Annotated in this window: 20 protein-coding genes and 1 pseudogene; 19 read left to right on the top strand and 2 right to left on the bottom strand. The window is 31.5% G+C overall.

Annotated features, from left to right (window positions below; translation table 11 throughout):
* Positions 1 to 126 precede the first annotated feature (126 nt).
* The 9 genes and pseudogenes from RTP52_RS20500 (at position 127) to RTP52_RS05255 (ending at position 4,797) form a co-directional block, all read left to right on the top strand.
* Positions 127 to 350: pseudogene (locus tag RTP52_RS20500) on the top strand (ApaLI family restriction endonuclease).
* Between the two features lie 60 nt (positions 351 to 410).
* Complete coding sequence (locus RTP52_RS05290; RefSeq protein WP_312369696.1) at positions 411 to 701, top strand: hypothetical protein; 291 nt, start codon at positions 411 to 413, stop codon at positions 699 to 701.
* Positions 658 to 1,851, top strand: coding sequence for a recombinase family protein (locus RTP52_RS05285; RefSeq protein ID WP_312369694.1), 1,194 nt, complete (start codon positions 658 to 660; stop codon positions 1,849 to 1,851). The genes RTP52_RS05290 and RTP52_RS05285 overlap by 44 nt, the downstream gene beginning before the upstream one ends.
* A 262-nt stretch (positions 1,852 to 2,113) precedes the next feature.
* Complete coding sequence (locus tag RTP52_RS05280) at positions 2,114 to 2,725, top strand: hypothetical protein (RefSeq protein WP_312369693.1); 612 nt, start codon at positions 2,114 to 2,116, stop codon at positions 2,723 to 2,725.
* A 33-nt stretch (positions 2,726 to 2,758) separates the two neighbouring features.
* A complete protein-coding gene (locus tag RTP52_RS05275) occupies positions 2,759 to 2,947 on the top strand; it encodes a hypothetical protein (RefSeq protein ID WP_312369692.1) in 189 nt (62 codons plus the stop codon).
* Between the two features lie 42 nt (positions 2,948 to 2,989).
* Complete coding sequence (locus RTP52_RS05270; protein ID WP_312369691.1) at positions 2,990 to 3,277, top strand: helicase C-terminal domain-containing protein; 288 nt, start codon at positions 2,990 to 2,992, stop codon at positions 3,275 to 3,277.
* 276 nt (positions 3,278 to 3,553) lie between these two features.
* Positions 3,554 to 4,108: a hypothetical protein gene (locus tag RTP52_RS05265; RefSeq protein WP_312369689.1), complete on the top strand. Its 555-nt coding sequence runs from the start codon at positions 3,554 to 3,556 to the stop codon at positions 4,106 to 4,108.
* A gap of 66 nt (positions 4,109 to 4,174) precedes the next feature.
* A complete protein-coding gene (locus RTP52_RS05260; RefSeq protein ID WP_312369687.1) occupies positions 4,175 to 4,549 on the top strand; it encodes a hypothetical protein in 375 nt (124 codons plus the stop codon).
* Positions 4,550 to 4,617: 68 nt separating this feature from the next.
* Positions 4,618 to 4,797, top strand: a complete 180-nt coding sequence (locus RTP52_RS05255) for a hypothetical protein (protein ID WP_312369686.1) — start codon at positions 4,618 to 4,620, stop codon at positions 4,795 to 4,797.
* Positions 4,798 to 5,172: 375 nt separating this feature from the next.
* Here RTP52_RS05255 and RTP52_RS05250 read toward each other — a convergent pair whose 3' ends face one another.
* A complete protein-coding gene (locus tag RTP52_RS05250) occupies positions 5,173 to 5,625 on the bottom strand; it encodes a hypothetical protein (RefSeq protein WP_312104505.1) in 453 nt (150 codons plus the stop codon).
* A gap of 160 nt (positions 5,626 to 5,785) precedes the next feature.
* Entirely contained in the window at positions 5,786 to 6,205 is a 420-nt protein-coding gene (locus RTP52_RS05245) for a VOC family protein (protein ID WP_312369684.1), read from the bottom strand.
* Between the two features lie 607 nt (positions 6,206 to 6,812).
* On the opposite strand from RTP52_RS05245, the gene RTP52_RS05240 reads away from it, so the two are divergent.
* The 10 genes from RTP52_RS05240 (at position 6,813) to RTP52_RS05195 (ending at position 20,158) form a co-directional block, all read left to right on the top strand.
* The gene (locus RTP52_RS05240) at positions 6,813 to 7,040 is read left to right on the top strand and encodes a hypothetical protein (RefSeq protein WP_312369682.1); all 228 of its coding nucleotides are present in this window, start codon (positions 6,813 to 6,815) and stop codon (positions 7,038 to 7,040) included.
* Positions 7,041 to 7,404: 364 nt separating this feature from the next.
* Positions 7,405 to 8,013: a hypothetical protein gene (locus RTP52_RS05235; protein ID WP_312369667.1), complete on the top strand. Its 609-nt coding sequence runs from the start codon at positions 7,405 to 7,407 to the stop codon at positions 8,011 to 8,013.
* 604 nt (positions 8,014 to 8,617) lie between these two features.
* Positions 8,618 to 10,015 carry a Wadjet anti-phage system protein JetA family protein gene (locus RTP52_RS05230; protein ID WP_312369680.1) on the top strand — a complete coding sequence of 466 codons (1,398 nt, stop codon included), beginning with the start codon at positions 8,618 to 8,620 and terminating at the stop codon, positions 10,013 to 10,015.
* A gap of 1 nt (position 10,016) precedes the next feature.
* A complete protein-coding gene (locus RTP52_RS05225) occupies positions 10,017 to 10,667 on the top strand; it encodes a DUF4194 domain-containing protein (protein ID WP_312369678.1) in 651 nt (216 codons plus the stop codon).
* Complete coding sequence (locus RTP52_RS05220; RefSeq protein WP_312369676.1) at positions 10,651 to 13,911, top strand: SbcC/MukB-like Walker B domain-containing protein; 3,261 nt, start codon at positions 10,651 to 10,653, stop codon at positions 13,909 to 13,911. Before RTP52_RS05225 ends, RTP52_RS05220 begins: the two co-directional genes overlap by 17 nt.
* Complete coding sequence (locus RTP52_RS05215) at positions 13,892 to 15,115, top strand: Wadjet anti-phage system protein JetD domain-containing protein (RefSeq protein WP_312369674.1); 1,224 nt, start codon at positions 13,892 to 13,894, stop codon at positions 15,113 to 15,115. Before RTP52_RS05220 ends, RTP52_RS05215 begins: the two co-directional genes overlap by 20 nt.
* A gap of 331 nt (positions 15,116 to 15,446) precedes the next feature.
* The gene (locus RTP52_RS05210; RefSeq protein WP_312369673.1) at positions 15,447 to 17,219 is read left to right on the top strand and encodes an ATP-dependent nuclease; all 1,773 of its coding nucleotides are present in this window, start codon (positions 15,447 to 15,449) and stop codon (positions 17,217 to 17,219) included.
* A gap of 288 nt (positions 17,220 to 17,507) precedes the next feature.
* Positions 17,508 to 18,314 carry a MerR family transcriptional regulator gene (locus RTP52_RS05205; protein ID WP_312369671.1) on the top strand — a complete coding sequence of 269 codons (807 nt, stop codon included), beginning with the start codon at positions 17,508 to 17,510 and terminating at the stop codon, positions 18,312 to 18,314.
* A gap of 128 nt (positions 18,315 to 18,442) precedes the next feature.
* Positions 18,443 to 19,246, top strand: coding sequence for a CPBP family intramembrane glutamic endopeptidase (locus RTP52_RS05200; protein WP_312369669.1), 804 nt, complete (start codon positions 18,443 to 18,445; stop codon positions 19,244 to 19,246).
* A gap of 303 nt (positions 19,247 to 19,549) precedes the next feature.
* A complete protein-coding gene (locus tag RTP52_RS05195) occupies positions 19,550 to 20,158 on the top strand; it encodes a hypothetical protein (protein WP_312369667.1) in 609 nt (202 codons plus the stop codon).
* Positions 20,159 to 20,759: the final 601 nt, after the last annotated feature.

Below are 20,759 nucleotides of genomic sequence, written 5' to 3'. Positions count from 1 at the left end.
TTCATTGAATATAAGCAACACAATAAGGCAGATTTGCATCTGCCTTAATTTCATTGTTCAATTAGTTGATATTATGCTACTCTATATAAGAAGCTTACAAATGCCATTCTCAGTTCAAGTGTTAAGGTGGTGTTTACTAGCAGCTTTAGGCATAAAGAGAACCATAGTGTAAACAAATTCAAAAAGGTAGAAATAGACTGCGAAATAGGTAGCACTGTGCTTAAGATTAAGTGGAGAGATTCAAGAACAGATGGGGATCACATAAAAAAGAATACAATAGAGTATATGCTATAAAACAAGCAGGATATACGCCGATTAAATTAATGTTCTATTGTCCAAATCGTACTTAGGCTACAAAATGAAAGTAGTATAATATGATAGATTTAGTACACAAAAAGAAGGAGATAAAAATGGCTGTAGACAAAAGCAAATATATTGTCTTAGACTTGGAAACTAACGGTTTAACGGTTGATGATGATATTTTATCTATTTCATTATATAAACCAGACGATGAAATTATGTACAATAAGTTTTTACCCTTGGAGCGTGCAAAACTTATAAAGACGACACGTATTAATGGAATTACTGTGACTGATTTAAAAGGAGCAAGAGAATTAACTCAACAAGATGTTTATGAGATAATAAAGAGATTTGTGATTGCAAAAGCTAAAACGGGAAGTTGGAATAGTGCTTGGATATGATAGTATGCAGGTAGGAAACAGTAATGTGAAGAGACCTGAAAAAAGACTGATGGTTAATGAAAAAGAAGCTCGAATTGTAAGGGAGATCTTCCAGTTCTATGCTTCAGGGCTTGGTTACAAGGCTATTGTCTCTGCGATTAATACTAAGGGCCATAAGAGTAAGAAGGGCAATGATTTTTCGGTTAATACTGTAAGGCAAATCTTATTGAATCCGATTTACATAGGAAAGATTCGGTTTAATAGGTATCCAGACTGGAGTAGCAAACGTAGAAGAGGTGTCAACGAAGAATACATTTTGGTTGATGGTTTACATGAGCCTATTATTAGTCAACAGTTGTGGGAAAAAGTACAGTCCATTATGAAGTTAATTACAAAAGCACCTAAGAAGTATGACTCATGGTTCCCATTAACAGGTATTTTAAAATGTCAAGTATGTGGAGCAGGCATGGTCATTACTAGAGCACCGAGTAAGGGAGGGAAGATTGAATACTATTCTTGTGGAGCATGGAAGAACAAAGGGACTAGCGTATGTAATTCAAATTCCATAAGAGTGGATAAAGCAAATGCAGAGGTATTAAAACGTCTGACTACATTTATAAGTAATCCCAAAATGATAAAAGAAGTAGTCAAGGTTCTAAATCAAAGTAGAAGTAATCAAGTGAAGCCTTCGCAGAAAGAAATTCAGACGATTGAAAAAGAACTGCTTATGATTAGTAATAAGAAGCAAAAGATATTTGAATTGTTTGAAGAAGAGCTGATTACAAGAGATGAATTCGTAGAAAGAAAAGAACATCTCAATCATCAAACGAAAGACCTAGAAGAGAGAAAGCTAGAATTACAAGTTACTTTAAACGAAGCTCAGGGAGATGAAATTTCGTATGAAGCAGTACAAGCAATTTTAAATCAGTTCAGTGAGGTGATTATTAAATGTAAGGACAATGCAGAAAAGAAGATTCTCTTACAGCTAATCATAGAGAAGGTTACGATTGACCAAACACGTAGTATTGATAGCATTCAGCTTCACTTAAATGACAATTTAATAAGGTTTCTTAAAGCAAGCCAAGAGGGTATATCCAAAGCGGATATGCCCTCTATTTTTGTGCGGACAATGAAGGGATATAGAGAGGTGGATATTGCATTGACTATTTAATTGATAGTGATTTGACTTCTATTGAAGTCCAACTCAATGAGGACTTAATAAGTATGTATACGGTGGAGATGCTTCTTAAAGGAAGCATCTCTATTTTTGTCAGCTAAAATGATAGATAAAGAATTAATTAATATAAAGATTTCTATATAAGTTATTGTATGTATTTAAATTTATGTTAAATAGATTTTGTTCTTGACAATAAGAATCTTAGGGTATAAGATATAACCCATAGATTTATACACATAGAATTGGAGAAGAAAAAATGTGCATAATTGAAAAAGAGTTTAGTGTATTAAAAAAGATTTGCATTGAATCTATTGAAATGGACACTCTTGAAGAAGCGAAGACAGGACAAAAGATGAAAAATTCTCTGAATACAATTTTTCGAGAAGGTAGATTACCTGCTGTTGGGGCTAGAATGACTTCAAAACCATTAACAATTAACGAGTATAAAGTAAGTGATGAAAAAATTATTCAAACAGGCAAGATCCTAACATTAACAGGTATGAATATAAAAGATATGTTTGTAGAATCTGTAATGAAATATGGATATACGTTTTACCCATATTCGGGTGACTTGCCTAAGGAACAAGGACTAAAGCAACTACGATTATTCGTAAAAATAGGAGAAAAGTATAACTGTCTAGCGAAGTTTGATATTGAAGAAGTTATTAAAACAAATGAGTTAACAGTAGAACAAGCTAAGAAAATGGTAGACCCATCAATTGTTATAAATTGGAGTTTCAACTACCTCATAAGAATATGCAATGTACAGATTAAAGACTTGCCAAGTAGTTATCTCGGTAGTGCGAGTGGCTTAGATATATATGAAAAAGCATTTAATGGTGGTTGTCCTAATATAGTATTAATCTAGTATAGTAGTCATGAATATTTAGATAGGAGAAAAATGGGAAAAAGAAAAATGGATAGTATCGAACAAGAAGTGAATATTGTGAATGAAGTATATGAAGCATTTCTAAGCATGCTGTCAGCGGGATGTGATTATAATGAGGCTTACAAAACTTCAAAAGAAATGTTGCCAAGAGGTTGCAGTGATATGTTTTATGATCAAGTACATGGTAATCTGCACTTATAGCAATAGTATATTGTTATAGATTTTATGTTGAGCATTGAAGTAATGATTAATTCGGTAATAGCATTTCAAATTACATATGCGGTCTCAATTCATAAAGCACAGGGTCTCGAGTATGATTCTGCAAAAGTAGTCATTACTGAAGAGATTGATGAAATGATAACTCATAATATATTTTATACTGCAATAACAAGAGCTATAGAAAGTTTAAAGGTATACTGGACACCAGAATCACAACAATATGTTATAAGCCATTTTGAAAGTCATAGTGCTATTAATGATGCAGTAATATTTTTACCGAAAACAGGAATTAAGAGAATTAGAAGAAGATGAATTTCTTTGAAGGAGATTCTAGATATAAGTGACTGATTTTAAGTTATATAAGGTGAGTAGTATTGAGTTTAAGGTTGAGAAGTGTGAAAATAGACTAACCATATTTAGATATAGATGTATCTTATGCATTCTATTATGATGAGAATAGTAATTTTCGAAAACAAGAAGATACTTGTAAAGTTCCGTAAAAATCTAATAAATATTTAATAGAGATATGGAGACAGGAAAAATATCAATAGTATAAATAAAAATAGAAATGATATTAGGAGGAGAAGAATGTGTATTATTAAATCGGAAAAAGAAGTGAAAAGTTTCGTGGAAGAGATAGAGAAAGAATATTTATATTATTTATATAAAGAATTTCATAGCATCTTTCCAAAGTGTTGTCATCAAGCTACAGGAATATTATGTGGTTATATACAATGTTTTAATAGAGGATATGTGCACAAATATGTTTCAGATGTACCTTATCCTCACAGTTATATTTCTAATAATGAGGGCGTTATAATTGATTTTACTTCATTCCAGTATTATTTAACTTCTTATTTTAATAATATAATGACTGAAGAACTTGATAAAGATGCATTATATGATATGGTAAAGAAATATCAAGCATTCCCTATAACAAAGTACAAAGGAATTGATGTTGGATCTGGTTTTATAGAAGAAAGTTATATAGAAGGAACTTTTGATGTTAAAGAAATTCAGTGTAGATATGTAGCTATCATGGAAGAAGAGAGGATAGTTGATAACTATGAGTTTAACAAAAATGATTTTATGATGTATTGTTCTAAATTTGGAAGAGATATAGCAGATTTATATCATTTATAGTTCATAAGTTAACAAACATTACTTTACATTAACAATTAGGAATTACCAACAATATATGAGTACTAAATGGATTTCTATTATAAGATGGATGAATCGGGAAAGGAAAATTATCAAATAGCGCATCCATCCTTATCAAAATCTGCCATCGAACTACAAGCACTATTTGTCACATTACCAGAGACACTTCAAACTAGATTACTTAAAGAGGATATAGAGTTATTTTTACAATGCGATAATGATGTTGATTTATATTCATTCAGAGAGTATCTAATTAAAAAGAATATGCAATATACCCTACTAACTTTGAGCGAGAGAATAAATACTGAGCTAGAATTAGCATTACATATAATCAAGTTAAATGCTCTTGAAAGCTATAAATTTTTACCTGATAGAAATGTGAATTTCTATAGAATTAAGGAACAGAAGTATGAAAGTATTTAAAAGAAGAGGATGTAGAGGAGAATGGTAATACAAAAGAGGAGTCAATAATAGCCAATGATGGAGAGCAAGTGAATTTTAATCATAAAAAGCAAGAAGAAAGTAGTAATAAAAGAGGTGAAGATTTTATTAAGGGGGTAACTAACTATACTGAAAAAGTGAAAAGTAGTAATACGGCAATTGATGAAACATTAGGATTAGGGAAACGGCTATATGATGCGGTAAAAATAATCTTACACTTTCTAAAGTAATCTGCATAAAGTATATGTAAATATACTATTGTCATTAGTATTTCTCCTTTAGATATGCTACGGTGAACCGTACCATAAGTAGCGGAGAGTTTTACTATTTTAGGTAGAGAGACGGTGTGTTCGAATCCCACCATCTCCGCCAAACGGGAATTATAAGAACACTGTATTTTTTAACGGTGGGTTTGCCGTGACAGTGTTTTTGTAATCCAAAACAGAAAGAGTGGTTAAGGTTTATACCTTGCCACTCTTTTTATTTGAAATCTCATTGTATAAACAATCAAGTGACCAAAAACGAAAAAATAAACTGCTTATATAACACAGGAAATGTACCTAATTAGGAAGTTGAGATTTGTTTGAGCAACCTACAATGAGTGCTTATACTGCGTTATTTTCTAAAACAATTAAATCGCTCAGCATATCCCAATCTGTTTTATTCATTCGAGAAAAATAATGACCTTTAAAGTAACACGGCGTATGTTTTATACTATCTATATGATATGAAACATGCAAAGAACCGCAACAGGGATGACAATTTTCACATTCCTTTGTAGCAGCTATTGATTTTTTTATTGTACCGGAACAACTCGACATTTTTTCAATATAATTATCAATGTGCAATAAATTGGCCTTTACGAGTAATGAATTATCGGATACCTCCATCCAGAACAATACTTTCCTATTGCTTTGTTTGTTAAATATAACTCTATATCCGTTTGGTCTTGTTTTGAAAACAATTTTGCATCCGAGCGACTCACCTGTTTGGTGCAATGTTTTTGCAATTTCATATTCCTCATCCAGTAATACATTGAAAGAATCTAGTTTATCCATTTTTGACCATTCCTTTCCGGCGCCAACGAGTTATGAAACAAGTCAGGTGCGCATCGAATTTTCCCCTACTAATATAGGTGGTACTTACCACAGTGGCGCGGATATACTACAGAGCACGCGGAGGTACCGCATTAATGTTATATATATTAAATGCCATTGTTTATGTGGTTTCTTCTTGTCCCCTACTTCCGATCTCAAGCAAATTACCTTCAGGGTCTGCAATATAGAAATTTCGTATGCCAAATGGGAAGGTTTCAGGTTTTCCCGTAAATGACTTTATTCCAAGCGCCATTAGGCGCTCATATTCTATATCAACATCTGAAAATTTTGGCAGCCAAATACCTATTTCCATTGTTAAGTTAATTCCCTTCGGGGGGTAATAGGGCTCCCCTACGGCTTTCGCAAAATTTTTCCGATCATACATTGCTAATGATAACGGCCCGCTTTTTGTTTTAAATTCCGCCCATAATCCGCCGTCCCAATCGGTATCAAATTCCATAATGTTTTTATAAAATGTAACCATTTTTTCTATGTCTTCAACAAAAAGAATTACACCTACATTAACATTCATACCATTCATTGTTTTACCTCGCTTTCGGTTTCTTTCATTTTACTACATCGGACACGACAACAGTATGTCATGTTTGATAATATAAATTTGGTACTGCATTAGAAGTTCACAATGCCAACGCAGATAACATTTTTACTCTACCATATTTTAACACTAGAAAGAGTTGCTTTCAATATTTATAACTATGTGTGCTTGAATTTTTGAAAAGTAAGCAATGTATATAGATATGCAATATAAAAACAGGGGGCTTGTCAAAGTTGCTCTTGCACCTAAACATTAGGAACATTGGACGGCAAATCAGCTTAGATATGAAACGTATAAAGCTGAGCAAGAGGCCTTTCGACTTGTCAATGATGATCATTATGAAATACGTTTGAATAATAATGGATTAATTGTAATATGCAAATATAAGATGTATAATTATGGGGAAAGAAGGTGAGAAAATGATATTATAAAATATTAATGGAGACTCAGGTGTTAAATCGTATGAGTATGGAGATGGATACATAAGAGTAATGTTTTCTACTGGCGCAATATATCTTTATACGAATGAAAGTGCAGGTTTAGCAAATATTCAATTGATGAAAAAATTGACTGATGGCGGAGAAGGTTTAAATTGGTCACTATGACAGTGAGTGAAAAAGCATTCCACTATCTGAAAGGAATGGAGCATTCCGTAATCTGGCACGAAGAAAACCAATGGAGAATCTGTGTTAATCTATATACTTACGAGAATGCACAAAGCGATTATTGGAATATATTGATGAATGCACATTCTATAGAACCTGCTGAGTTAAGTGAATCAATACGCAGGAAGTTAACAGCATGTCTGGACAGAATATAATTTGCCAGTTCGTACTGTTAAACGATGAGATCCTCTCTAATCTAATACATTGAATCTATCATCATTTCAAATGATGCTCATGGTATTGTAAGAAACAGCAAAACTCATTGTTTAGCATGTTCCGGGGAACCGTACAGTCGGAGTAATTATATTATCATTATTTTGGTATGCCATCTCGACAGTATAATCAAAAGGCACAGACACAATGAAACCTATGCATTACTTTTGCAACTATATTGTAAAAGATTTTAAATAACTTTATCTTGCCTTTAGTAATAAAATACATATTAGAGTAAAGTATTGATAATTTTATGTTTTTACATTATTATGGAGTACTAACTATCAAAAATTATTGTAAGGTACGATGAAGATGATTTATATAGTGTTTATTGCGTCAAATTTTAAATCAGGAAAATTAATTCGGTTTTTCACGACAGGAAGATATAATCATATAGCATTTTCACATGAACCATATATATCTGAGGTTTATTCATTTGCTAGATATAATTATTACGAATCCCTTCTTGGAGGGTTTGGTCCAGAGTATTCGAATCGTTACTTATGCCAGGGAAAAGATATCGCAATAAAGATATGCCAGTATGATGTGGCTGAGGAACATTATGAGAGGATCAAGGAAAAGCTTGATTACTATGGAAAAACTAAGACAAGGTATAATATTTTGTCTGTTTTAACTTACCCATTGAAGAAACAGGTGGAGCTTCCGGATACCCATACGTGTATTAGCTTTATGTTAGAGTTACTAGAGTTAAACAATAATATCACCATTAATAAATTAGAAACGATGCTATCTAAGAGTGTTATATATGAAGGAAATTTAAGTAATCGATTATCATACGTAGCAGCTCTAGATGAAGATGAATTTTTTGTTCGGAAAAAGCGGCTTGACATATGGAGAAAAAACTGTTTGTATTATTATTGGTTATTTGCTACATTGGTTAGATTACATATTTAGTGATGTTCTACCGCAATTACCTTATCACAAATTCTGTGATAGCGTAAGTTAATAAGGAAAGCAATTTGGTAATATGCAATAGCTAATATGAAATGAATTTAGATAGAAGGGGAACATTAATAGACTTACGGTCTGATTCAACAGAATAAATAGGAAAGTATATCAGTACAACTCTCCTTTAAACACGATAGGGTGAACCGTATCATAAGTAGCGGAGAGTTTTACTAAACTTGGATGGAATAGACAACAAAGTGAATGAAATATTTAATAATAAGCCGATATATCTAGAATTTTATGGATATATCGGCTTAATTTATAAAATATTATTTAAATATGTCAATATATTGGATTTAGGATTAATTGAGGGTATCAAATAGCAATTTATGGATTTATATGTAGTAAAAATAATTATTGCATGGTAAAATAAAAAGTATATTTAAGAGTCGTTATAAAAAAGTAATAAATGAAAATATTAATTTTAACAATAAAGATATCCTCAACCATGCAAGCAGCTTACATTTAAACATTAATATGTAGGTTGAAGGGCAAAATTCGTAGCATATAAATAATGATATGATTACTGTTGTAGTTTAGGAGATAACAAATGATGCCAAACTTATTTGATACAATTCCAAGTGGTTTTTTTAATTGTCTTGCAAATAGTAGCAATAATGTTTTGTATGCAGGTTGCTTGCAAGTGATTTATGAGCAATATGATAGAGAAGTTTGCTACCAGATAAAAAGAAATATTATCAGAGATACAATAGCTTTATATTTAGTTGAAAATCATTTTGATTTGAGTGAGGATGAGTCGCAGAGAAGTCCTTCTGATCGTGCAAGTGATATTTTACGAAGATTTTGTGAGAAAGAAATTGGATGGTTAGAAGAAGAGCTTGATGAATCGACATATGAGAAAAATATTGTAATGACAGAACAGGGAATAAGGTTGGCGGAATTTTTATTGATATTAAAAAAGCCAGAGAAGGAAGAATATTCGAGTTATATCTATAATATCTATAATACAATGACAAATCCTAATCAATGGCAAGAGGATCCATATGTTTGGGCATTGAAAAATGTATATAAAAATGCAAAATCTTTGGCTAATGCGCTGAAAAAGTTATCTACATTCATAAAAAAAATAATTGAAAAAATGATTAAAGAAGAGAGTTTGGAAACTCTGACGGAAAATCTTTTATCATATCTTGAAGGGGATTTTATAAAAGAGTACTCAAGATTGGTAAAACAACAGAATATACATTTATACAGACGTGCCATAAAAGAAAAGTTGAATCAACTTCAGACAGAAACAGAAACATATGAGTTATTAGTTATAGGATGTGCTTGTGAAGAAGAAATAGATGAGCATGATGCCGAAGAACTGGTGATTAATATGATTCAGGCAACAAAAAGATTTTTGACTGATGATTACGATAGAATACTTCAAGATATTAAACACAAAATCAATATATATCTTCAGGTAGCAGTAGGTAGAGCAAGATTTATTAAAAACCATGAGGTGGATGACAGGGGTAATATAGATCAAACTATAAAGTATATCTCTGATGAATTGGACACATTCACGTTAAAAGACGACTTGCCAGAAAATATGAGAAATCTTTTTCATTTGCAGAGTAACGAATATCTTGATATTAATTCTTTACGGTATCCAAGAACACAGCAATCAATCAAAAAAGAAGTCATAAGTAAAATTGAAAGAATGACGGAAGAAGATATAGAAAAAACAAAGAGAATTCATGAGAGAGAAGCGAATAATCCATATTCTAAAGCTAGGGCTAAGCAGTTTGTTAGTCAGTTTATAGAGAAGAGCAGAAGTATTAATGTTGAAGATATTCCTGTAAAAAGTAAGAGAGATTTATTGATGACGATGTCAGCAGTTGCCTATGGAGAAGAGAATGGATATAAAATTGAATTATTAGATGGATATGTGGAATATGAAAATATGACAATAAAGAGATTTCGCTTTATTGAGGAGGAGTAGAATGGGTTTTGAGGTGACATGGTCTGATTTTTCAACCAATGAACGTGATATGTTTCAAAAAGTTTGTCGAAAGTTGTTAAAACAAACATTTATTGTTAGAGAAAAAGAAGAAGAAAAAAAGCTATATTATTTTGTTTCGAAAAACAGTAATGTTTTTTCAATGTATTTTAATTTTATTGGTTTTGATGTTGTTATTGACAGGGATAGTGGGGTGGCAATGTTATCTAATTGCAATGCAGCCGGAGAGCATGGAAAAATACAGTCTAATCGTTTAAAACTAAAATTAGCTGATAGTATTGTATTATGTTGCTTATGGACATTATATGCTGATCGAATTAATGCAGGGTCTCTTTCGAAAACTATTGTAATCAGTATGACTGACCTATTATTTGAGTTGGAGAAATATGGTTATAGAGATAAAATTGATAAAACATATATGGAGCGAATTCTGAAAATGTTTTCTGAGTATAGCCTACTTGAAGTGAATGGGAAAATTGGAGAGGGAGAATGTTTTATTAGGCTTTATTCTTCACTGCAATTCGCATTAGATACTGAAGAATTTAAAGTATTTGTTGAAAATGTTGTAGCTAAAATGCATGAAAAAAACTTATCAGTGACAGAGGGGGAGGATACAGATGATTCAGAAGAGTAACTTAAATCGTAAAACGGCAACAAAATTACTTCTTGTGCAGTGGTCTAGATTCTCTAATGTCTGTGTTAAATTAGAGGGATCCACTTTGTTTACTGGTATTAATGGAAGTGGTAAATCAACTATATTAGATGCAATGACATATATGCTGACGGGTAATACGCAGTTTAATAAAGCTGCCCAAGATAGGGATCGTACAGTATTGACTTATGTAAGAGGCGATACAAAAAGTGATGGTACAGCTAGATATCTTAGATCTGGAGAAGTAATTAGCTACGTTGCTATGGAGTTTCATTCTCCGATTGAAAATATAGATTTTGTTGTGGGTGTATGTATTGAATCACCCAATGAGAATAAGTCGGTAAGCAAATGGTTTGTCATAAAAGACGCAAAAATAGAGACAATTAATTTTTATCGTATTTCTGGAGAAAATTTAATTGTTACTCCTAAAAATGAATTGCGCCATAATGGAAGTAAATTACAATCATCCATCTTTATGTCACGTGATAAAGGGACGGAGCAACTATTAAGAGCGCTAGGACTACGCTGTGGAGTAGACAAATATAGAGTAAAATTGATAAAGATGATGTCATTTAACCCAGAGAATAATATTGATAAATTTATTCAGGAGTGTGTTTTGGATGATCATCCAATTAATTCATTAACGGTGTTGAAGGAACATAAAAAACGGTTTGAATCACTTAAAGAAATGTACCATAATCTTAATATGGGGAGAGGAAAATTAAAGGAGTTAGAGGAGAAAACTCAGGACTATGAATTAAAGTTACGTGAATATCAAATTAGGGAATTACTCCTGCTATATCAGGAGTGGCAGGTGAAATTGAGTGAGAAAGAGGAAAATGAAAGAGTAGTGGAGGGAATAGAGGCTAAGCTTGGTGAGCTCAGCCAAAGTCATGAATCTGCTACTAAGGAATATGATTCGGCGTTAGAGAGATATAAAATTGCTGCTAATAATGATATTCTACGAGGTATGAATGATACAAAGAAAGAATTACAAATGCAATTACATATGCTTGAAGATCAAGAGAAAACAAATTTAAAATACATAAAGAAATTGGAATCTTTGCAATTGAATCTTAAAACATTATTTTATTGGTTTGATCAAGAAAACCGGGAATATTCAAGCTTATTACATATACTTGAATCAAAAGTAGGTATAAAAGAAAAAATAGATTGTTTTATTAGATTAAAGAAGAATGTAGAAAAAACCAAAACATCACTTAATAGTAATTCAGTTCATATTGATGATGAGATAAAAGAAGCAAATCATCAGATTGAAGAAATGGAATCGAAAATAAAAAAATTAAGTTCGAATATTATATCTTTCCCTAAATATATAGAGGATGCTAGGAATCTAATTCAATCGGAGTTGCAGAGCAAAGGTATTAACACAGAGGTAAGACTATTTGCGGAATTAGTCAAGTCAATAAAGCATGAGGAGTGGCGTCTGGCAATTGAAACATTTCTGGGAAAGAAAAGATATTACTTAATTGTTGATGGAAAATATTGCTCAGAAACAATGGAGATAGCACATAAACATGGTTTGCGAAATATTAATGTAGTAATAACGGACAAGCTACCAAATTCGGATGTGCAATTTGGTTCTGCAGCATCCGAATTGGATATTCCCAATGTTTACGCTAGACGATTTGCCAATTACCTGTTGAATGGTATTCACTTGTGTAATTCCTTGGAAGAGCTACATGATAATCCTAAGGGTGGATTGATGACGGATGGTACATTGGCAAAGAGTTATTCTATGTCATGTATGGATATTGCAAAAACAGAAGTATGTTTAGGAATGGATGCTATCGCGCTTCAGTTAAAAAGGGCCAAAGAAGAAAAGAAAACATTAGAAGATAAAGTTCCACAGAAAATTAATCTTCTGAATACAGTGAATGGAAAAATAGCTGATATTGAACGTATTGACTTTGATGTTAACAACTATCACTTTAATGCCACTGAATTGCTTTGTGACATCAAAGAAAAACAAAAAAAGATTAAAGAAGACATTCATGACATAGATAATAATCCAGATATGATGGAAGTTCTAAACGAAGAGAAAAGAGCAACAGAAAATCTTAATTTGGCGAAAAATAAGCAATCATCTATTGTAAGTCAAATGGAGTTGATGAAGCAAGATAGAGAACGAAAAGAGGAAAGGAATAAGAATCTGTCAGGAGAAATATATAGTGCCAAAAATAAATATGATGAAAATGTTTATAAGCAATTAGAAATAAAGAGACCTATGCTTGAATTGTACGAAAAATTAAAGCAGCAAAAAGGAAGTCCTGATGTAATGGCAGCAAAAACGGTAGCAAACTGGAGGTTAGATGTTGATGCAAGCATGAGACAGATGGAGAGTATACAGTTAGAATATTGCAAGCTAGATGGTCAAGATTTGAATAGAAGAGGGCCAGCCTTTATAGCTTATTACCGTCAAGCATATAAAGATGTGGCAAATGTAAAAATTGAGGAAACTCATGAGCAGTTAGAGGTGCAAGCAAAGAAGCTGGAAAGCGCATTTATGAACGATTTTGTCGCAGAATTAAATGAGGCAATCCTTGAGGCAAAAGAAGAGATTGATTTGATTAATAAGGAATTAGCACAGATTCCTTTTGGGAATGACACATACAAATTCAAAATGATAGAGCGAAATGATAGAAAAGCATTTTTCTCTATCAGTGAAAAACTAAAAGATTTCATGAACCAGCCTGAACTTTACTTAAATTCGAACCGCGATAATGAAGAAATGGAGCAGGATATTAAAGAATTTCTTGATTTGATTCTTGAAGAGGAGGACGAAGATGAATATACAGATTATCGAAAGTATTTTGTATATGACATGGAGATTCGTAGCCGTCAGGGAAATGAACAGGTAGTAGCTTCGTTGTCTAAAAAGCAAGGATCTGCAAGTAATGGAGAAAAGCAGACGCCATACTTTATTATTCTAGCGGCTAGCTTGCTACAGTGTTATCCAAGAAATAATTGTTGTGCCAGATTAGCATTTATTGATGAGGCTTTTTCAGCATTATCCCGAGAAAGAATTGAGCAGATGGTTAATTTTTTAGAAGATAATAATTTTCAAGTCATATATGCAGCGCCTCCTGAAAAAATAGGAAGTATTGGTGCATATATTAACTCTACCGTAAGTATGGTGATTACCGGAAGGTATACTAATGTAGTTGAAGGATTGGTGAACACGGATGAATTTGAGACTAAATAGTATACAAAAGCAAATTATTAATAGTTTGCTTGATAAGTATGAGAATAGCAAAAGTTATACAGGTCAGAATGTGGTTACGCAGAATTATTATCTATTTCCAACAAATATTTATAAAGATTATGAATCAGATTTTGCAGATGTTGATTTTGTGCAGAAGTTCGAAGATGCTGTATTTGAATTACAAAAGGAAGATCTTATCAGTGTTGAAAAAAAGAATGGTGCAATTATGAAAATTGTTGCAATAAAGGATGCAATTTCATGGTATTATGATTTGGTGAATAGGAGAGAAATCTGCGAAATCCAAGATGATCAAATTAATTATTATAGAAGTTGCATTGGAACAAATAGCATAATTGATAAATTCTGTTCCTATCAAATAGAAAGGCTTTCGATAGGGAAAAAAGCAACATATGAGTTTGAAGTTGCTAGTAATGTCATCAGAATTGTAAATTTTATCTTAAGGAATGATAAGTATATTCTAGAACGTGAAATGTCAATGGCATTACTAAATGATAGTAAATTATTCACGACAAAATATCGTAGTCGAGTTTGTAAAGTTTTAAAGGAATATGGGATATTTGAAGATTTGCTCAAGGATATTGATGAGAAGCAATTTGAAAATGTACTCTTAGAAGAGCATAAGATATTTTCTAATCCGTCATATGTATATTTTAAAGGGAGTGCATGCATAAATTTTAAAGATGGTACAGTATTAAATATGATATTAGAGAGGCCAATAGCATTGTCTTCTGAGACACTAGATAGTATTAGTAATATTATTATTTATAATCCAACAATCATGACTGTAGAAAATCTGACATCATATAATCGCTTAAATTCGAGGGAGACATTTTACATTTTCTTAAGTGGATATCATAATTCATTAAAGCAAAAGTTTCTAATTAAATTGGAAGAAAGTAATCAAGGGAAAAAATGGTGTCATTTTGGGGATTTAGATCCGGACGGTTTTTATATTTTATTAAATCTAAGAGAAAAAACCAGAATAGATTTTGTACCTGCTTATATGACATTGGAATATTTAATTAAATATCAGAAATATAGTAAGCCTTTGGAAAGTAATGATATTACGAAAGCAAAATCATTATTGAAGGCAGGTGAGTTTGCCAACATAATGCAATATATGTTAGATAAAAACTGTAAATTAGAACAGGAAATAATAAGTTGGTCGGAACAGGAATGGTAGAAAATTCAGAATTTCAGGTGTTTGTGTACAGTTTGTTAGGCAGTATCTGACAGGAGCTATAGATGATATAGGAAAAGAAAATCAAAATTTATTGAGGAAAATAGAAATGTATTGAGAAAATGAAATTAAATAGAAACTGAGAGATATCATAAATGAAGAAGAAAATGAAAGTATTAAATCTAAAACTTTGTACAAGCCATTCTATAAAAAAATAAGTTTATGCAAATGCTTTTGAGTTCGATCTACCATGAATAACTGCTTTCAAGTGGAGTATATAAATTTGAAGTATTATGTGATTGGGTGAATTATTCTAACTGTGGAGGGGGATAACATGAAATTAAGGGAATTGATAATTAAAAATTATGGTTGCATTGGAGCAGAAGGTCTAAGAGTAGTAATTGATAATATTATAATATTAATTGGACCTAACAATGTCGGAAAAACTACTGTTTTAAATGCATATGAAGCATTTGCAAGTTCCGGAGCTCCATTAAGTATTGATAACTTTCATAAAAATAACACGAAAAATCCAATTGAGATAATAGGGATTTTCTCTGATATTAGTACAAATGATATTGCTCAAATAGGTGAAAAATGGATATTTAATCATGAGGAATATGATAAGTCAATTAAGTATAAGTGGAGATGGAATAATGAAGATACTAAGGGCGATAAGTATTCATGGAATAATGATGAATGTGATTGGATAAAAGGAGGTATGGGGGGATGGGATACTAAAATCGCTAGTTGTATACCAACTCCATTAAAGATAAACCCTTTAGATAGTCCAGATGAATTACAAAAACAAATTATAGAGATATTAACAGAGGCAGTAAAAGAGAAATCTAAAAATAAAGACTCAAGAGTAAATGAGCTAATTGAAAGTATTAATAGAATAGCTGAAGAAGTCAAAATAGAAATAGAAAGTACATTAGAAGTTACTACAAGTATGGTTGAAAGTAATATGAAAAACATATTCCCAGACTGTGAAATCCTTATAAAACCCCAAGCTGGAAAGTTTGAACCAGAAAAAATAATAGCGGCTGGTAGCCACATTAGAATTAAAGATAAGGATGGAAACGACTATCCACTAATAAATCAGGGCGCAGGGTTACAGAGAACGTTTCTTTGGTCTGCTATAGAGTCTTTATCAGAAGGAGGAAACTATAAAAAAGGAAGGACAAAGGTTGGGAATGAAAAACCGAGAATACTACTGATTGAAGAACCAGAGTCTTTTTTGCATCCACCTGCAGTTAGAGCAGCTAGGGAGGCACTATATAAAATAGCTGAACTAGATAATTGGCAAATAATGATAACTACACATTCACCAATTTTTATTGATGTATCAAAATCACATACTACTATTATAAGAGTTGATAAAGATGATGAGTCTAAAACAAGAATTTTTTCTACAGAAAATGCAGGATTTGATGATGATGAAAGAAAAAGATTGCAAATGATAAGAGCGTGTAATCCTACTGTAAATGAGTTTTTCTTTGCTGATGACATCGTATTGGTAGAAGGGGATACTGAACAAAGTGTATTAACCAATGTAAAGAATATGAATGATGAATATATTAATATACAAATAGTTAATTGTTATGGAAAAGCTAATATACCAATGTTTCAAAAAATATTAAATCACTTTGGGGTTAATTATACAGTTATACATGATGTAGACTCACCATTTAGTAAAAGAAAAGAAAAATGGATTATAAATGCGATGTGGAGTATTAATAAAAAGATTTTTAATGAATCTAAAATAATAGAGGGTAGCAATAATATGATTATTGCTAATATGCCAGATTTTGAATTTCAATATTTTGATTATCTGCAGAGAGGAGATAAGCCATACAATGCAATTTGCGAATTAAATAGCATTGAGTTTATGAAAAAGGCTGAATATGAAGAGTTAATTAACATCTTTGAATCAATACATACTAGGACACATGTTAGGAGTATAAGAGAACTTGATGACTATAAAAAGATGTTGGATGAGTTTGTAAGAGAAGTGAATCCTAAGCCTATAGAACAGTGGACGCTAATAGTGGATGAGGCTCTAAAGGAAGCTGCTGCTACACTTGATGAATATAGTAATAATTAGTATTTTGTATTTTTAAGTCCATCTATGTAAGCAAAGCAAAAATCAATTAGTATCTGTTATTTATTGGACATATCCAAGTAGTGTTACATGACTCTTTCGTTGAATATCAAAGTATGATTTATCAAATGCCACCGTCTAACGATGATGAAATATCACTAATAGTTGCCATTAACTTCTATGTGAATTTATTTTTGAATTATAGATAGTATTAAGGATGGCATATACTGAAGGAGTTTATTTGATGAGAATAGCTGATTATTAGATACTTCAAAAGGAGAGTTATATGAAATGAGGGAAGTCAATAAATATAGAACAAGCCAATTATCAGAAATTCTTGGAGTGTCGAGAGATGCACTTCGATATTATGAGGAAAAAGGGATCATAAAGCCTAAACAAACGGAAGTAAATAATTATAGAGAATATGATTTATATGACATTTATACATTAATGGTTACAGATTTTTATAAAAAAAGAGATTTATCTATTAAGGAAATTAAAAGATTACAAGCAGAAAGCGAAATAGATGAGTTAGAAATTTTATTAGAGAAAAAAGCAAGAGAAGTAGAAGAAACTATACGTATTAAAGAACACATACTTCAAAAAATAAATGAAACAAAAGAATTCTGTGAGGATATAAAAAAATATTTAAATAAATTTTCTATAAGGAAATTATCTTTATATGAAATAAAAGGAGAGATTTCTGACTTTAATGCTTTTAGAGAGTATCCTGCAATATTGGAAAACATGGATTTGATTAAGGAAGATATTTTAAGTAAAATCATGAGAAAGTTTGTTTTTGATGAAACAGGGTTTCTAAATCATAAGATGTATATTGTTGAAAAAAGCGAAACAAAACAAAAAGACAGACACTACTTGGAGTATTCTAACTGTATTTATACTATTGTTGAGGATGGCAGGTATCAAAATGGAGAGGATGATATCAGATATAAAATCTTTGATTCTACTATGGCATGGGCAAACGAACAAGGACTCAAGCCAGAGGGGGTCGCTTTTGCCAATACCCGCCTTATCACTTATTGTGACAACATGGAACGAGTATTCCTGGAAATATTTATGCCTATTAAGGAAAAATAAAATATTATAATAAAGAGTCTTGACCTGGGGGTAACACCATAGTTTATATTCGAACCAATGGAACAAAATACAAGAATTGTTCTATTGGTTTTATTTATTTGTAAATAAATTGACAGGGGGTTTTGGCATTGAAAAAAATATTAAAAGGATATATTCTGTGGACATATGGAGTATTTTACTGTTTTCTTCTTCTGATTGGAATAACAATGCTTGTTTTAAAATTTCATACATTAGCAGAAATTTTAAAAGTGATATCAGCATGGACTGCTACATTTGTTTTTGTAGTTATGTTCCATAAAATTTATCCAAAAGATAACTTTATACACTTCATAAAAAGGCAAGTTAGTGGAAGGATAAAAATATCAACTGTAGCATGCATAATTCTACTTCAATTTTTCATCTGTCTTGGAAGTATTTTATTTAAAAGTATTATAGATAATATGCCAATAAAAGCTCAATTAATTACTTCATGGACTACATTACTTGCAGTATTTGCTAATAATTTGATTCAAGGACCACTAGGAGAAGAACTAGGCTGGAGAGGATTTGTATTAAATGAATTGCAAAAAAAATTCAGTCCATTAAAATCAGCAATTATTGTTGGTGCAGTTTGGGGATTTTGGCATGCACCGCTATGGTTTATAGCATCAGGATATGAAGGAATTCAATTAGTACAATATATTATTTTCTTTATGGTTTCAATTATCTCTTTATCTATAATTATGACAGTATTTTATAACTTGACTCATAATCTCGTTATAACAATGATTATTCATCAATTCTTTAATTATTTTACGGCTATCCAGCTTGGGGATAGGCTACATACCTTCATGGTCACGGCTTTATTATATTTTATAGCAGCATTAGTTTTAGTAAATTATAAAGGAGTCCTATTTAAACAACAAAACAGTTCATTGAATAATAATGTTTAAAAAGTTAACGTTATAGCTGTTACGGTGAACCGTATCATAAATAAGTAGAGTTTTACTGAAATTGGATAAAACAGAGCTAATATATTGGAAATTATGCGATTTTGGTATGCCATCTCGGCAGTATAATCAAAAGGTACAGACACAATGAGACCTATGCATTTCTTTTGCAACTATGTTGTAAAAGATTTTAGATAACGTTATCTCGCATTTAGCAATAAAATACATATTAGAGTAAAGTATTGATAATTTTATGTTTTTACATTATTATGGAGTACTAACTATCAAAAATTATTGTAAGGTACGATGAAGATGATTTATATAGTGTTTATTGCGTCAAATTTTAAATCAGGAAAATTAATTCGGTTTTTCACGACAGGAAGATATAATCATATAGCATTTTCACATGAACCATATATATCTGAGGTTTATTCATTTGCTAGATATAATTATTACGAATCCCTTCTTGGAGGGTTTGGTCCAGAGTATTCGAATCGTTACTTATGCCAGGGAAAAGATATCGCAATAAAGATATGCCAGTATGATGTGGCTGAGGAACATTATGAGAGGATCAAGGAAAAGCTTGATTACTATGGAAAAACTAAGACAAGGTATAATATTTTGTCTGTTTTAACTTACCCATTGAAGAAACAGGTGGAGCTTCCGGATACCCATACGTGTATTAGCTTTATGTTAGAGTTACTAGAGTTAAACAATAATATCACCATTAATAAATTAGAAACGATGCTATCTAAGAGTGTTATATATGAAGGAAATTTAAGTAATCGATTATCATACGTAGCAGCTCTAGATGAAGATGAATTTTTTGTTCGGAAAAAGCGGCTTGACATATGGAGAAAAAACTGTTTGTATTATTATTGGTTATTTGCTACATTGGTTAGATTACATATTTAGTGATGTTCTACCGCTATTACCTTATCACAAATATGAAATGAATTTAGATAGAAGGGGAACATTAATAGACCTACGGTCTGATTCAACAAAGAATAAATAGGAAGTAAAATCAGTACAACTCTCCTTTAGACACGATACGGTGAACCGTACCATAAGTAGATAGTGTTTTACAAATATCTACTGAAAACTAGTTTAACCAAGTAAAGTAGAGTTTTACTAAATAAGAGAATACAACAAGGACTTGTAATTGTAAGGAATTATAGAGGTTCAAGTCCCGTCGACTGCAGTAGTAAGAAAAGGAATCAAACTAACCGGTTTGGTTCTTTTTGTGCTATATGGCAATCTTTTAATAAACCACCTGCTATATTGGTATGAACACAGCTGTTTGAGTCTTAAGTAAAAATCTCCAATGATATGATAAGTGCTGGTTTCTTAACGCTATGTTAAATGGTTGTATTGAATACTTTCTAAATTTTGACAATATAAGGAACTAGTATTACAATACATATATGAATAAAAACAGTAGGCAAGGTGTTATCACTACAGATCATATGAGAATGGAAACGTTTTGTAACTATTGTTTTTAGAAGGAGAACAGATG

It is taken from the genome of Lachnoclostridium sp. (assembly GCF_031997925.1).
In the GTDB taxonomy this organism is placed as follows: domain Bacteria; phylum Bacillota; class Clostridia; order Lachnospirales; family Lachnospiraceae; genus Lachnoclostridium.
The sequence above is the reverse complement of the archived record's forward strand: the minus strand, read 5'-3'. Positions and strand labels throughout refer to the sequence as shown.

What these genes read in the sequence shown, in the direction of transcription:
- RTP52_RS05290 (WP_312369696.1), top strand. Translation starts at nt 411, where the DNA reads ATGGCTGTAGACAAAAGCAAATATATTGTCTTAGACTTGGAAACTAAC.
- RTP52_RS05280 (WP_312369693.1), top strand. Translation starts at nt 2,114, where the DNA reads ATGTGCATAATTGAAAAAGAGTTTAGTGTATTAAAAAAGATTTGCATT.
- RTP52_RS05275 (WP_312369692.1), top strand. Translation starts at nt 2,759, where the DNA reads ATGGGAAAAAGAAAAATGGATAGTATCGAACAAGAAGTGAATATTGTG.
- RTP52_RS05270 (WP_312369691.1), top strand. Translation starts at nt 2,990, where the DNA reads ATGATTAATTCGGTAATAGCATTTCAAATTACATATGCGGTCTCAATT.
- RTP52_RS05265 (WP_312369689.1), top strand. Translation starts at nt 3,554, where the DNA reads ATGTGTATTATTAAATCGGAAAAAGAAGTGAAAAGTTTCGTGGAAGAG.
- RTP52_RS05260 (WP_312369687.1), top strand. Translation starts at nt 4,175, where the DNA reads ATGGATTTCTATTATAAGATGGATGAATCGGGAAAGGAAAATTATCAA.
- RTP52_RS05250 (WP_312104505.1), bottom strand. Translation starts at nt 5,625, where the DNA reads ATGGATAAACTAGATTCTTTCAATGTATTACTGGATGAGGAATATGAA.
- RTP52_RS05245 (WP_312369684.1), bottom strand. Translation starts at nt 6,205, where the DNA reads ATGAATGGTATGAATGTTAATGTAGGTGTAATTCTTTTTGTTGAAGAC.
- RTP52_RS05235 (WP_312369667.1), top strand. Translation starts at nt 7,405, where the DNA reads ATGAAGATGATTTATATAGTGTTTATTGCGTCAAATTTTAAATCAGGA.
- RTP52_RS05230 (WP_312369680.1), top strand. Translation starts at nt 8,618, where the DNA reads ATGATGCCAAACTTATTTGATACAATTCCAAGTGGTTTTTTTAATTGT.
- RTP52_RS05225 (WP_312369678.1), top strand. Translation starts at nt 10,017, where the DNA reads ATGGGTTTTGAGGTGACATGGTCTGATTTTTCAACCAATGAACGTGAT.
- RTP52_RS05220 (WP_312369676.1), top strand. Translation starts at nt 10,651, where the DNA reads ATGATTCAGAAGAGTAACTTAAATCGTAAAACGGCAACAAAATTACTT.
- RTP52_RS05215 (WP_312369674.1), top strand. Translation starts at nt 13,892, where the DNA reads ATGAATTTGAGACTAAATAGTATACAAAAGCAAATTATTAATAGTTTG.
- RTP52_RS05210 (WP_312369673.1), top strand. Translation starts at nt 15,447, where the DNA reads ATGAAATTAAGGGAATTGATAATTAAAAATTATGGTTGCATTGGAGCA.
- RTP52_RS05205 (WP_312369671.1), top strand. Translation starts at nt 17,508, where the DNA reads ATGAGGGAAGTCAATAAATATAGAACAAGCCAATTATCAGAAATTCTT.
- RTP52_RS05195 (WP_312369667.1), top strand. Translation starts at nt 19,550, where the DNA reads ATGAAGATGATTTATATAGTGTTTATTGCGTCAAATTTTAAATCAGGA.